We start from the raw sequence: 12709 nt of genomic DNA on the forward strand, positions 1-12709 counted from the left end.
CGGAGGGTTCGGGTCCATCGTCCGACGCCATGACCACACTGTTTCGGACCACCTTCGGATTCGCCTCGACCGCCGGCGAGGTGTTGGCCGGCGTGGACCTGTCCGGCACCCGTGCCGTGGTCACCGGTGCCACCTCGGGCGTCGGCATCGAGACCTCTCTCGCGCTCGCCCGGGCCGGTGCCGCGGTCGTGCTGGGCGTGCGCAACGTCGGTGCGGGGAAGGAGACCGCCGCCCGGATCTCCGAGGCGACGGGTAACGCCGACGTCGACGTCGCCCGTCTCGATCTCGCCGATCTCGGCTCGGTCCGTGAGTTCGTCGACAGCTGGCACGGACCGCTGCACATGCTCGTCAACAACGCCGGAATCATGGCGCTGCCGGAGCTCACCCGCTCCCCGCAGGGCCGGGAGATGCAGTTCGCCGTCAACTTCCTCGGGCACTTCGCCCTGACCGTCGGGCTGCGCGACGCACTCGCACGGGCCGGGGGCGCCCGCATCGTCTCGCTCAGCTCGAGCGCCCACATGGCCTACCCGGTGATCTTCGACGATCTCGACCATCGCTTCCGCTTCTACGACCCCATCGGGGCGTACGGAGAGTCGAAGACGGCCGACGTGCTGCTGGCGGTCGAGGCAGACCGGCGATGGTCCGGTGACGGCATCCGGGCCAACGCCCTGCATCCCGGCGCCATCGCCACCAACCTCCAGAAGCACACAGGCGGACTGCGGACCCCGCCCGAGCGCCGCAAGAACCCCGCCCAGGGAGCGGCGACCTCGGTGTTGCTGGCCGCATCGCCACTCCTTTCCGGGGTGGGTGGACGCTATTTCGAGGACTGCAACGAGGCTCCGGTGCTCGAGGAGCGACCCGCCGGGTTGAGTGGCGGGGTCGCTCCCTTCGCCCTGGATCCGGCCAACGCCGAGCGACTGTGGACGGTCGCAACGGAGATGGTGTCCTGACCTCGCCCTACCTGACCTGTTCACGGTTGAAGAGCCGCCGTGCCCGCAGGTAGCTGAACAGGCCGATCACGACGCACCAGCCGATCGCGAGCACCCCGCTGTTGCCGATCGCGGTTCCCATCAGCAGGCCGCGCAGGGTCTCGATGACCGGGGTGAACGGCTGGTACTCGGCGAACCAGCGCAGCACCACCGGCATCGAGTCGGTCGGGACGAAACCGCTGCCCAGGAAGGGCAGGAGCACCAGGAACATGGGTGTGTTGCTCGCCGTCTCGACGCTCTTCGCGCCCAGGCCCAGCGTCACCGAGAGCCAGGTGAGCGCGAGCGTGAACAGCACCAGCAGACCGGCCACCCCGAGCCATCCGAGCAGACCTGCGGTCGGGCGGAATCCGACGAGGAGCGCGATCGCGATCACCACCACCATGGCGAACAGCGTCTGGATCATGCTGCCGACCACGTGACCGGTGAGGACCGACGCCTTCGAGATCGCCATCGTGCGGAACCGGGCGATGATGCCCTCGGTCATGTCCATCGCCACCGAGATCGCGGTGCCCTGGGCCGCCGCGGCCACGGTCATCACGATGATCCCGGGCACGACGTAGGCGATGTAGTCGGCCCGGCCGCCCGTCGGGCCCCCGAGCCCCGCACCGAGCGTCCCGCCGAAGACGTAGACGAACAGCAGCAGGAAGACGACGGGCATACCGACGAGCATCAGCGTCAGCGACGGGTAGCGGACCATCCGCCGGACGTTGCGCCGCAGCATCGTCCGTGAGTCACGGACTGCGTAGGACATGGTGGTCATCGGGCCAGCTCCTTCTGCTGCTCGGCCGGACGGCCGGTGAGGGACAGGAAGACGTCGTCGAGATCGGGGGTGTGCACGGTCAGCTCGTCCGCCTCGACGCCCGCCCTGTCGAGGTGGTCGAGCAGGGCACGCAGCGAGCGGACGCCGCCGTCGCTCGCGACCTGCAGGGTGAAGGCGTCGTCGTCACGAGTGGAGCCGGGAAACACCAGGGCGGCCGCTGCGAGCCGCGCGGGGTCGGTGAACCGCAGGCTGACGTGTCCGCCGGGCACCATCCGCTTGAGCTCGGCAGGGGTGCCCTCGGCCACCAGCCGTCCGTTGTCGAGGAGCGCGATCCGGTCGGCGAGCTGGTCGGCCTCTTCGAGGTACTGGGTGGTCAGGAAGATCGTCACACCGCCGGCGACGAGCTCACGGATGATCTCCCACATCGTGCGGCGGGTACGCGGGTCGAGGCCGGTGGTCGGCTCGTCGAGGAAGATCACTCGCGGATCGCCGACCAGCGTCATCGCCAGGTCGAGCTTGCGCCGCATGCCTCCGGAGTAGGTGGCAGGCGCCTGCCCGGCCGCCTCTGTCAGGTCGAACCGCTCCAGCAGCTCCCGGCTGCGGCGCCGGCCCTCCCGCCGTTCCAGATGGTGCAGGTCGGCCATCAGGAGGAGGTTCTCCTCGCCGGTGAGGAGGTTGTCCACTGCGGAGAACTGCCCGGTCACGCCGATCGCGGCGCGCACGGCGTCGGGATCGCGGGCGAGATCGTGACCCGCGATGCGGATCTCCCCGGCGTCGGCGGTGACGAGCGTCGAGAGGATCTGGACGGTGGTGGTCTTCCCTGCACCGTTCGGGCCGAGCAGCGAGAAGATCGTCCCCGCCGGAACGTGCACGTCGATGCCGTCGAGCACGAGCTTGTCGCCGAACGATTTGCGTAGTCCCGTGGCCGCGATCGCGGCCGGGAACGATGTGGGTGTCATTGCTTCCTCGCGTTGTCCTGTGGCGCTGGCTGCCACGACCACGAGGAGCGTGCGGCCCACCGCATTCACGGCGGTTTCACTCCGGTTTCAGCGACTTTCGCCCCTCACGACACGGCGAGCACCGGGAGACGCCGGGTCCCGTAGGCGATCTGCCCGAACGGCTGCAGGCCTCCGTGCGGTCGGCCAGGGTCCAGCTCGACGACCAGCCGCTGGAAGCGGCCGAGTAGCCCGTGGACGGCGGCCCGGGCTTCGAGCCGGGCCAGCGGCGCGCCGATGCAGAAGTGGACCCCGTGGCCGAAGGAGAGTTGGTTCGGTCCCCGGATGCCGCGGTCGAGATCGAAGCGCTCGGGATCGTCGTGGGCGCTGGGGTCGTGGTTGGCGGAGAGGACCCAGAGGGTGACCGTGGCACCGGCCGGGATGGTGCGACCGGCGAGCCGGGTGTCGACGGTGGTGATCCGCGGCAGCTGGGCGAACGGTGGGCGCAGCCGCAGCACCTCCTCGATCGCGTCGGGCACGCGCTCGGGAGCGGCGCGCAGGTCGTCCCACAGGTGCGGGTGCTCGCTGAACGTCCGGACGATGCTTCCGAGCAGGGTCGTGGTGGTGATGTGCCCGGCCAGCAACAGGCTGAGCGCGAAGTTCGATGCCTCGGTCTCGTCGAGGGCGCGGCCGTCGACCTCGGCGGTGACGAGGCGGGAGATCAGATCGTCGCCCGGGTCGACGAGGCGATGCCGGACCTGGTCGCGGAAGTAGGCGTCCACCGGCGCGAACACCTCGGCGAGGCGCACTCCGATCTCCGGGTCACGGGGGTCGCCCAACTGCACATCGAACAGCTGGTCGGTCCACTCCCGGAACCGGGCGTGATCGGCAGGCGGCAGGCCGAGCAGCTCGGCGATGACGGTGACGGGCAGCGGAAAGGCGAGGGCGTCGACGAGGTCGAACCGCTCGCCGGTCCTGTCGAGGAGGCTGCGGGTGATCTCCTGGATGCGCGGTTCGAGCGCGGCGATCGAGCGCGGGGTGAACGCCGAGCTCATGACCTTCCGGAGCGCGTGGTGCTGGGGAGGGTCGATCTGGGTGAGCATCCCCGGCGTGGGGGCCGCCCCCTCGACGGCCCGGGTCATCTCGGAGGAGAAGGTCGCCGTGTCCCGCAGAGCTGCCAGCACGTCGTCATGCCGGAAGACGTGGAACACGCCGTACCGATCGGCCCAGACGGGGTGCTCCTCGCGCATCGTGGCCAGCCAGTCGAACACGACCGTGTCGTCGGTGAGGTCGGGTGCCAGGTCACCGGGAAGGTGAGTGGCCGGAGTGGTCATGAGCTGCTCCTCAAGTTTGCGATCGATGTTTGCTAACATCGTTCGCAAACGTATCCGATCGAGTACGGTGTTCGCAAACGATCGACAGAGGAGGTGCGATGGAGTCGGAGGTGATCTGGCTGCGCCCCGAGAAGTCCGGCGTGGGACGTCCGGCGCAGCGCAGCAGGGCCGAGATCACCGAGGCAGCCGTCCGGCTCGCCGACCGCGCCGGCCTCGACGCGGTGTCCATGCGCCAGGTCGCGGCCGAGATCGGCACCGGCGCGGGTTCGCTCTACCGCTACGTCGACACCCGGGACGACCTGATCGATCTCATGGCCGACCACGTCTCCGGGGAGTACGAGCTCAGCGCACCGAGCGGCGACTGGCTCGGCGATCTCGTCGAGGTCGGCCTGCAGGCACGGGAGATCTACCGCCGGCACCCCTGGATGGCCGACCTGGCCATCAGCCACCCGGTCGTCGGCCCCAACGCGATCGAGGTGATCGAGCACGTCCTCGCCGTGCTCGCCGATCGCCCGGTCAGCGACGGCGACAAGCTCATCGCCTTCGCGATGCTCAACGCCGTGGTCGCGTCGGTCGCCCAGAACGAGCGGTCACCGACCGACCGCTTCGCCGGCGCGCGCCGATATGTCGCGCACGTGGCCGCGGAGGGGAAGCATCCGCACCTCGCAGCGTTGGAGTTCCCCTCGCCGCCCACCGAGGACCCATTCCCGGAGATCCTCCGGCGGATGCTCAGCGGCCTGCTCACCTAGTGCCGCGACGTGGGAGCCTCCGGTGATGAGCGACACATCGACGACACCGGCCACGGGGACGGACGGGTACGACCAGGCGTTCCGGGCGCTGCACGACAGCCGCCTCGTGCGGAAACTCTGGGCCGAGGCGATGGGCGGGCAGTACCCGGAGGAGGTCGACCCCTTCAGCTCGTGCTGCTGGTGGCTGCTCGGGCAGTTCGTCGCCGGTCTCCGGTTGAGACCGGGCGGCACGGTGGTGGATCTCGGATGTGGCCGCGGCGGCCCGGGCCTGTGGCTGGCCAGAGCGCTGTCCGCCCGCCTGGTCGGCATCGACATCAGCCCGGTCGCGATCGAGCTGGCGAGGTCGCGGGCACCGCAGTTCCTCGCCGACGACCGGGCCTCGTTCCGTGTGGCCGAGTTCAGCTCCACCGGGCTGGAGCCCGCCACGGCCGACGCCGTGGTGAGCGTCGACGCGCTGCCGTTCGCCCCGGACCTCGACGCCGCACTGCGCGAGATCCACCGCATCCTGCGGGTGGGCGGACGTCTCGTCTTCACGGCCGCACAGAGCCGGGCACAGGCGCCGGGATCCGCAGGCACGTGGGAGCGGCACCTCGACGATGCCGGCTTCACGATGGAGACGCGGATGATCAACGCCTTTCATCACGAGCACTTCGGGCGGCTCTACACGCTCTGGAACGAGCACGCCGCCGACCTGCGGTCCGAGCTCGGCGAGGTGGTGGCCAACGGCCTACTCGCCGAGGCCGCCGGTGCCGATCAGCTCGACCAGCTGGACGCGCTGCTCGTCGTGGCGCAGCGGCGCCCCGGCTGACGCGGACGCAATGTTTCACGTGAATCATGCGGCGCGGCAGCCTCGACCTGCACCATGGACGTGAAGGGTTGCCGGCTCCCCGGTCCGCCGCGGGAAGGACGTCCGATGGATCAGACCGCCGTACTGATGATCGACATGCAGAACTCGTACATCGCCGAGGACGGCATGCGTGATGCGTTGGGCTGGCCACCGATCTGGCGGCTGGAGGAGACGGTCGCCGCCTGCGCCGGTCTGCTTGCCAACGCCCGTGAGCAGGGGCTTCCGATCATCTACTCCCGCGCAGTCGGCAGTGCGGCCGGTCCCCTCGGGAACAACCCGCGCTTCGCCCGCTTGCTCCGACATCGCGCTCACCGCATACCTGAGCTCTCGCCGGCCCAACAGGCCTGGACCCGGCAGATCATGGACGCCGTCGCACCCCGCCCCGACGACGTGGTGCTGGACAAGAGCCGGGCCAGCTTCTTCGACTACACCGAGCTCGAACCGCTACTGCACAACCTCGCCGTGACCCGCCTGATCGTGGCCGGTCTCCAGACCAACGTCTGCGTCGAGGCGACGGCCCGTGCGGCGCTCAGCCACAACTTCGAGGTCGCCGTCCCGGACGATGCGGTCTCCACGGACGGCCCCGACCTCCACGTCGCAGCCCTCAATTCCATGCGCGTCCTCTACATCGAGATCGCGCCGTGGAAGGAGCTCATCGCCCCCGGTGCGACGTGGGAACGCGCGTTCACCACACCTGACTACGGCCGCAATCCCGCGTACTGGAGCGAGTCGACTCACGCGTGAGGCCGGCCGCGCACACCTCGTGGCCTCCGCGCACACGTCAGGACATGTGCGCGGAGTCCAACTGATGTGTGCGGTCGCGCGGCTCGCCCTGGCGTCAGCGGATTCCCTCCCACACCGTGCGAGTGTCGCCACGGGGGTCGCGCACCGTCTCGACCGTCGTGCCGAAACGCCGGACACTGCGCTCCTGCCCGTAGGGCTCCCACCCCGGATCACCGCTCGTCGCGAACGACACCCACGTCCTGTGCATCGCGTCGGCCAGCTCCTGCGGCGGTTCCTGGCCCGTCAGACCAGTCGTCCTGCTCAGGTTGTCGAAGACGAACCCCAGCTCGAGCGCGTGGCAGGCACCGAGCTTGCCGTCGAACGCCGCCGACGCCCAGTCGAACTCGTAGACGTACGTGCGCTCGTGCGCCTCGGCGATCCGCAGCATCGGGATGCGGAACAACCAGTCCGTCACGACGTCGGCGAGCAGCACACCGGGCGACGCGCCCGGTCGGACCGCCCGGTACGCGTCGAGCGCGCCGACCGGCAACCCGTACTTCGCCGCGACGGCCTGCAGCGTCACCTCGGTGGCACCATCCATCAGACCGGACGGCACGATGAACAGCCGGTACTCGTCCCTTGTGGACCCCACGAGCAGCTCGACGCCGTCGGCGATGCGGCTCGTCGGCACGTCGGGCAGGACGTCGCCGTCCACCACGGGCTCGTAGATCAGCCCGTTCACGGCGGCCTCGCCCCACCGGTCGGGGTCGGGCGCCGACTGCATCTGGACGGCGAGCTCCTGCTGCGCCTTCACCAACCGCTGCGGAGGCACCTCCCGGAGCCCCTCGACGGGCACGCCGACCTCGTCCGCCACATGGCCCGCGATACGCACGGCGGTCGCCGCCGAGAGGACCGGGTGGCGCCCGCCGCTCTGCAGAACGGCCCGCCGGAACAACCCCGTGGCCGCGGGCATCGCCAGCAGAGCCGCGATGCTCATCGCGCCCGCCGACTCGCCGAACACGGTGACGTTGCCGGGGTCGCCACCGAACGCGGCGATGTTGTCCTGCACCCAGCGCAGCGCCGCTACCTGGTCGAGCAGGCCGACGTTGGCCGTGCCGCCGGGAAGCAGCAGGAAGCCCTCGGCCCCGAGCCGGTAGTTCACGCCCACCAGCACCACGCCGTCGCGGGCGAAGGCCGTGCCGTCGTAGGTCGGCTGCGAGTTCGAACCGTTGACGAAGGCGCCGCCGTGGATCCACACCATCACCGGGGCGCCCTCCGCGTTCTCCGGCGCCCAGACGTTGACGTTCAGCCACTCCTCACCCGGCACGACCACTGCCGGGAGGATCTGGTCCATCGGCGGCGCGTAGCCGGGCCCCGGCACCGTCGGGCCGTGCTCCAGCGCGTCGCGGATGCCGTCCCAGGCAGGCGCCGGGGCGGGCGGGGCAAACCGGTAGGGCCCGAGCGGGGCCGCCGCGTACGGAATACCGAGGAAGCGCGACACACCGTCTGCCGCCCGTCCACGAACCTTGCCCGCCGACGTCATCACTACGCGATCCATGACCGCAGTGTCGTCCTGGATGATCGGCTCCGACAGACCCCGCACAGGGTTACGGATCCGAACATCCACTCCGGATACTGTGCGCCCGTGAATGCCAGATGACCGGCGCGACCGAGAGGTGGCGCGAAGTCGGCGACCGCGTGTACGTGCGACGCCACCACGACATGGATCTCAATGTCGGCCTGGTGGTCGGCGACGGCGAGTGCCTCGTGGTCGACACGCGGGCGACCCTGGAGCAGGGTCGCGAGCTGACCGACGCGGTCCGCACCGTCACCCCGCACCCCTGGGTGGTGGTCAACACCCATGTGCATTTCGACCACAGCTTCGGCAACGCGGCCTTCCGACCCGCGAGCATCTGGGGACACCGCCGCTGCGTGGAAGCCCTGACCGACGGTGGTGAGGCGATGCGCCTCCGGCTCGTCGAGCGCTACCGGGCCGCAGGCGATGCGGAGAAGGTTGCGCAGCTCACCGCTACCCGTATCGACCCGCCGGACCTGCCGGTGGACGACACGGCAACTCTGGACGTCGGCGGTCGCCCGGTGGGGCTGCGCCACCTCGGACGCGGCCACTCCGACAACGACCTCGTCGTGCTCGTGCCCGACGCGGACCTGCTGCTCGCCGGTGACCTGGTGGAGCAGGGTGCGCCACCGCAGTTCGGCGACGGGTTCCCACTGGACTGGCCGGCCACCATGGACGCGGTGTTGTCCTTGATCAGCGGCGCGGTGGTGCCCGGGCACGGCGCCGTGGTCGACCGGGCTTTCGTCGAAGGCCAGCGCGACGAGCTGGCCCGGCTCGCCGAGATCGCGAAAGACGGATACGCGACGGGCAGGCCTGCCGTCGACGTCGCGCGGGACGTGCCGTACTTCGGCAGGTTCGCACTGGAGGCCGTCGAGCGCGCATACCTGCAGCTCTCGGCAGAGACGGCCTGACCGCCGGCGCGACTACGCCTCGACGAAGCTGAACAGGCGGCGGTCGCGCTCGAGGGGGACGGACGCCTCCCTGAGCACGCCGGCCCCCACGGCCCATCCGGGCTTCGGCGCGGCAACGAACGCCGTCTCGGCCACCCCGGCGTCGGAGAACCACGAGCGCAGCCGTGGGGTCACGTCCGGCTCGCGGGTGCTGCGCGTCCACACGACCGTCCCGCCGGCCACGAGAAGGGCCGGCACAGCGGCGATCGTTCGCGCGATGTCCTCGTCGGAGATGTTGCCGAAGATCCCGCACAGCAGCAGCACGTCCGCCGGCACCGCTCCGCGGCACGCCGCGGTGGTGCCTGCGTCGCCCTCGACCACCTCGACGGACGCCGGCGCTGCCGTGCGAGCCGCGGCGCAGAGGTCCGGGTCGAGCTCGACCAGGCGACCGGTGACGTCGGCGCCGCGGGGGTGTGACGCCAGAACCGGCAGTACGTCGCGGCCCTGCCCGGCGCAGAGCGACAGGAGGCGGACCTGCCCGGGTGACGTCCGATCGAGCGCGAGCCGGATCTGCTGCTGCACGGCGAGAAGTCGCTGTGACAGCGGACTGTCCGGGTCGTCGTAGGCGCCGTGCCATTCGGTCCAGTCGTTCATGCGACCAGGGTGGCTGACAGAGCGCCTCGGGCCGGGCGTGATCGCCGAGCGGCTCGCGTACTCACAGAACATCGTCTCTCTCGTTGACGATGTTCCCCCTCCTCCGTTAACCTCGTCTCGACCGAAGACGATGTTTTCTTCGTCCACCACTGCGAGTCCTCAGCCACGAGCGTGGTACTCATCAGATCGACACAGGAGGCCGGCCGGAAAAGTTGGGTGCACCATGACCGAGCACTACCTCGGCGTCATCGGCATCGCCGAAGCGCTGGGAGTGAGCCGGCACGCGGTGCACAAGTGGCGCTCGCGCTATCCGAGCGATTCGAGTCACCCATTCCCCGAGCCCGATGTCGACATTGACGGGGCGCCTGGCTGGCGACCTCCGAGATTGGACGAGATAGTGCAGTGGCGCGAAGGCCTACCCGGCCGCGGTGCGGGCGGCGGCCGCCCGCCCGCCTCACGTCAGGATTACCTCAGAGAAGCAGTGGCCCATGGCCTGACGAGGGACGAGGCGTTGCGGGCGCTCGACACGTTCGCCGAAGAGTTCCCCGAGATGACCGAGGCCGACGTCTGCGCCTGGCTCGTCGACCATTGGCGTAGCTAGAGCTTTCCCAGAAAACATATGAAAGGAGAGGCGATGACGCATGCCTGAAATCGGCGGCGGCACGACAGCAGGTTTCGAGATCGTGCGCGAGGCGTTCGCAGAAAACCTGAAGCGAGACGATGAGGTGGGCGCGGCGGTCGCCATGTACCTGCACGGCCGGAAGGTCGTCGATCTGTGGGGCGGCATCGCCGATCCCGAGCAGGACCGTATGTGGGAAAGGGACACCCTGCAGGTCGTCTACTCGACCACCAAGGCCGTCACGGCCACGTGCGCGCTCCTGCTGGCGCAGCGCGGAGAACTGGATCTCGACGCGCCGGTCGCCCAGTACTGGCCCGAGTTCGCCGCGAACGGGAAGGGCCGCATTCCGGTGCGCTGGCTGCTCACCCACCAGGCCGGGCTGCCCGCGATCGACCACCCGATCTCACCTGCCGAGGCGATCGCCTGGGAGCCGATGGTGACGGCGCTGGCCGCCCAGCGCCCGTTCTGGGAGCCGGGCACCGAGCACGGCTATCACGGGCTCACCTTCGGATGGCTCGTCGGCGAGGTCGTCCGGCGCGTGTCGGGCCGCAGCCTGGGCACCTTCCTCGCCGAGGAGATCGCCGCGCCGCTCGGGCTCGACCTCTGGATCGGGCTGCCGACGTCCGAGCAGCATCGGGTGAGCCGGATCATCGCGTCCGTGCCCGACTTCGAGGCGCTGTCCCGGATCGATCTGGACGCCCTCCCCGAGGCTGTGCGGGACGTGATGGCGGCCTACGCCGACCCGACGTCGCTGACCGTCCGCTCGCTCAGAGCCGTCACACCTGCACTCGATCACAACAACCCCGACGAACAGCGGGCCGAGATGCCCTCGACCAATGGCATCTGCACGGCCCGTGCCCTTGCTCGCTTCTACGCCGCACTCATCGGCGAGGTCGACGGACACCGCATCCTCGAACCCGACGTGCTGGCTGCGGCAACCGCACAACAGGCGAGCGGCATCGACCGGATCCTGCGCATACCCGTCCGGATCGGCACCGGTCTCGGACTCCCCACACCCGACACGTTCTGGTACAGCCCGAGCGCTTTCGGATTTCCCGGCATCGGCGGTTCGCTCGGCTTCGCCGACCCCGCAACCGGACTCGCCTTCGGCTACGTGATGAACCACATCAACGAAGGCGCACCGGACCTCCGGGCCGCACTCCTGGTCGACGCGGTCCGCACCGCCATGAAGGGCATATGACCCATCCCGGTGAATTCACGGCCCGCCGCGGCGCCATTTCCGACTCGACCTGATCGACACCGATAGTGTGCCGTCGACCGGTTTCGACCACAATAAATCCTCGGCGTCCGCCCCAGTAGGCTGAGCAAAACGAGGGGGGCCGAGCAGGCGTGCGAATGTTTGCCTTTGCTTTGATTGCGGTAGTGGTGGTGCTCCTGGTCACCGCACCGGGAGCATTGCGGTCACACCGCACACAGACGGGGGACTGTGATCCCACTGCCACGAGCCGGTCGCACCACTCTGCCGACGTGGCCGACCGCGACAGCCACACTCGCGCCGATCGAGATGGGTCCAGGCTTCGGTGCGATTTCGACGGCACTCGCCACGAGCAGGACCCGTCGTCGTGCCGTACGACGGGATCGGTCCGCTCGCACCCGGATCGGTGCGACGACGATGTGCCGGAAACGGCGTCGCACTGACCACGCGCACTCGTCGTCAGAGGCCGGCCGCGAGCACGTCGTGACTGGCGAGCGTCATCTCCTCACGGAACTCTCGCACCACGGCCGACTCCGGACCGGGCCGCCAGAGCATGATGAGGTCGGCGCTGACGTCGGTCAGGGGCACGAAGCGGACGCCGGCCGGTTGCAGGAGTGAGCTGTACGAGCGAACCAGTACCGAGACGGCAAGTCCCGCGGCCACCGTGGCGAAGATGTTCATCAGCGTGGCCGACTGCAGTTCCGTGGCCACACCGGCCGCGCGCAACTGCTCGGTGAGCCATTGATGCCCGATGGGCTGCACCGAGCGGTCGAAGAACACCACCCGCTCACCGGCCAGGTCTCGGATGGTCGCCCGATCCGCTCCGGCCAGCCGGTGCCCGCTGGGCACCACCAGGCAGAGCGGTTCGGTCATCAGCACTCGGTGCGCCAGATCCTGCGGTGGCGCGACTATCCCGTTGAAAGCGACGTCGATACGTCCCTCGCGCAGGCCACGATGCTGTTCGTCGTCGGGCAACTCCGTGACGGTCGTGTCCACCCCCGGGTGGCGTCGACGAAAGGCGGCCAGTCCGCCCACCAGCATCATCGGTGAGGTGCCGGGCAGTACGGCGATCCTCAGGCGCCCGACCTGCCCGACCGCTGCGCGATGGGCGGCGTGAACGACGTCGTCCGCTGCAGCCAGGGCACGCCGGGCAGCGGTGACCACCTGCTCGCCTGCAGCGGTGACCTGCAGCCGCCGACCCGACCGCTCGAACAAGGTCAGGCCGAGACGCCGCTCGAGGGTTCGCAGTTGCCGGCTCAATGACGGCTGCGCCACATGCAGCCGGACCGCCGCTGCGCTGACGCTCGACTCGTCGGCGACAGCGACGAGTGCGGCCAGCAGCCGCAGCTCGACCCCGGCACCCGAAGCCGTCGATGGCTTATTCACCTCCGCGATATTAGCGCGTCGACGAAGTCGC

At 69.7% G+C, this 12709-nt stretch carries 13 protein-coding genes; 7 read left to right on the top strand and 6 right to left on the bottom strand.

Going from position 1 to position 12709, the window contains the following annotated elements; all coding sequences use genetic code 11:
• The first annotated feature begins 29 nt into the window (after nucleotides 1-29).
• Nucleotides 30-950 carry an SDR family NAD(P)-dependent oxidoreductase gene (locus tag ABD743_RS07135; RefSeq protein ID WP_344720037.1) on the top strand — a complete coding sequence of 307 codons (921 nt, stop codon included), beginning with the start codon at nucleotides 30-32 and terminating at the stop codon, nucleotides 948-950.
• Nucleotides 951-957: 7 nt separating this feature from the next.
• Here ABD743_RS07135 and ABD743_RS07140 read toward each other — a convergent pair whose 3' ends face one another.
• The 3 genes from ABD743_RS07140 to ABD743_RS07150 form a co-directional block, all read right to left on the bottom strand.
• Nucleotides 958-1749: an ABC transporter permease gene (locus ABD743_RS07140; protein WP_344720039.1), complete on the bottom strand. Its 792-nt coding sequence runs from the start codon at nucleotides 1747-1749 to the stop codon at nucleotides 958-960.
• Complete coding sequence (locus tag ABD743_RS07145) at nucleotides 1746-2708, bottom strand: ATP-binding cassette domain-containing protein (RefSeq protein ID WP_344720041.1); 963 nt, start codon at nucleotides 2706-2708, stop codon at nucleotides 1746-1748. The genes ABD743_RS07140 and ABD743_RS07145 overlap by 4 nt, the downstream gene beginning before the upstream one ends.
• A gap of 104 nt (nucleotides 2709-2812) precedes the next feature.
• Nucleotides 2813-4018, bottom strand: a complete 1206-nt coding sequence (locus tag ABD743_RS07150; protein WP_344720043.1) for a cytochrome P450 — start codon at nucleotides 4016-4018, stop codon at nucleotides 2813-2815.
• Nucleotides 4019-4116: 98 nt separating this feature from the next.
• Here ABD743_RS07150 and ABD743_RS07155 point away from each other — a divergent pair, with 98 nt between their 5' ends.
• The 3 genes from ABD743_RS07155 to ABD743_RS07165 all read left to right on the top strand — a co-directional run bounded on the left by ABD743_RS07155 (nucleotide 4117) and on the right by ABD743_RS07165 (nucleotide 6358).
• The gene (locus ABD743_RS07155; RefSeq protein ID WP_344720045.1) at nucleotides 4117-4767 is read left to right on the top strand and encodes a TetR/AcrR family transcriptional regulator; all 651 of its coding nucleotides are present in this window, start codon (nucleotides 4117-4119) and stop codon (nucleotides 4765-4767) included.
• Nucleotides 4768-4792: 25 nt separating this feature from the next.
• Nucleotides 4793-5575 carry a class I SAM-dependent methyltransferase gene (locus ABD743_RS07160; protein WP_344720047.1) on the top strand — a complete coding sequence of 261 codons (783 nt, stop codon included), beginning with the start codon at nucleotides 4793-4795 and terminating at the stop codon, nucleotides 5573-5575.
• A 105-nt stretch (nucleotides 5576-5680) separates the two neighbouring features.
• On the top strand, nucleotides 5681-6358 hold the full coding sequence (locus tag ABD743_RS07165) for a cysteine hydrolase family protein (protein WP_344720049.1): 678 nt from the start codon (nucleotides 5681-5683) through the stop codon (nucleotides 6356-6358).
• Between the two features lie 94 nt (nucleotides 6359-6452).
• Here ABD743_RS07165 and ABD743_RS07170 read toward each other — a convergent pair whose 3' ends face one another.
• Complete coding sequence (locus ABD743_RS07170) at nucleotides 6453-7895, bottom strand: carboxylesterase/lipase family protein (RefSeq protein ID WP_344720050.1); 1443 nt, start codon at nucleotides 7893-7895, stop codon at nucleotides 6453-6455.
• Between the two features lie 98 nt (nucleotides 7896-7993).
• Between ABD743_RS07170 and ABD743_RS07175 the strand changes: the two genes are divergently transcribed.
• Nucleotides 7994-8824: an MBL fold metallo-hydrolase gene (locus tag ABD743_RS07175; RefSeq protein WP_344720052.1), complete on the top strand. Its 831-nt coding sequence runs from the start codon at nucleotides 7994-7996 to the stop codon at nucleotides 8822-8824.
• Nucleotides 8825-8836: 12 nt separating this feature from the next.
• Here the strand turns inward: ABD743_RS07175 and ABD743_RS07180 are convergent, their stop codons facing one another.
• Nucleotides 8837-9457 carry a hypothetical protein gene (locus ABD743_RS07180; protein ID WP_344720054.1) on the bottom strand — a complete coding sequence of 207 codons (621 nt, stop codon included), beginning with the start codon at nucleotides 9455-9457 and terminating at the stop codon, nucleotides 8837-8839.
• Nucleotides 9458-9680: 223 nt separating this feature from the next.
• Here ABD743_RS07180 and ABD743_RS07185 point away from each other — a divergent pair, with 223 nt between their 5' ends.
• Nucleotides 9681-10058, top strand: coding sequence for a hypothetical protein (locus ABD743_RS07185; RefSeq protein ID WP_344720056.1), 378 nt, complete (start codon nucleotides 9681-9683; stop codon nucleotides 10056-10058).
• A 40-nt stretch (nucleotides 10059-10098) separates the two neighbouring features.
• A complete protein-coding gene (locus tag ABD743_RS07190) occupies nucleotides 10099-11277 on the top strand; it encodes a serine hydrolase domain-containing protein (RefSeq protein WP_344720058.1) in 1179 nt (392 codons plus the stop codon).
• Nucleotides 11278-11751: 474 nt separating this feature from the next.
• Here ABD743_RS07190 and ABD743_RS07195 read toward each other — a convergent pair whose 3' ends face one another.
• Complete coding sequence (locus ABD743_RS07195; RefSeq protein WP_344720059.1) at nucleotides 11752-12678, bottom strand: LysR family transcriptional regulator; 927 nt, start codon at nucleotides 12676-12678, stop codon at nucleotides 11752-11754.
• Between the last annotated feature and the right edge of the window lie 31 nt (nucleotides 12679-12709).

It is taken from the genome of Pseudonocardia yunnanensis, assembly GCF_039534065.1.
Taxonomy (GTDB): Bacteria; Actinomycetota; Actinomycetes; order Mycobacteriales; family Pseudonocardiaceae; genus Pseudonocardia; species Pseudonocardia yunnanensis.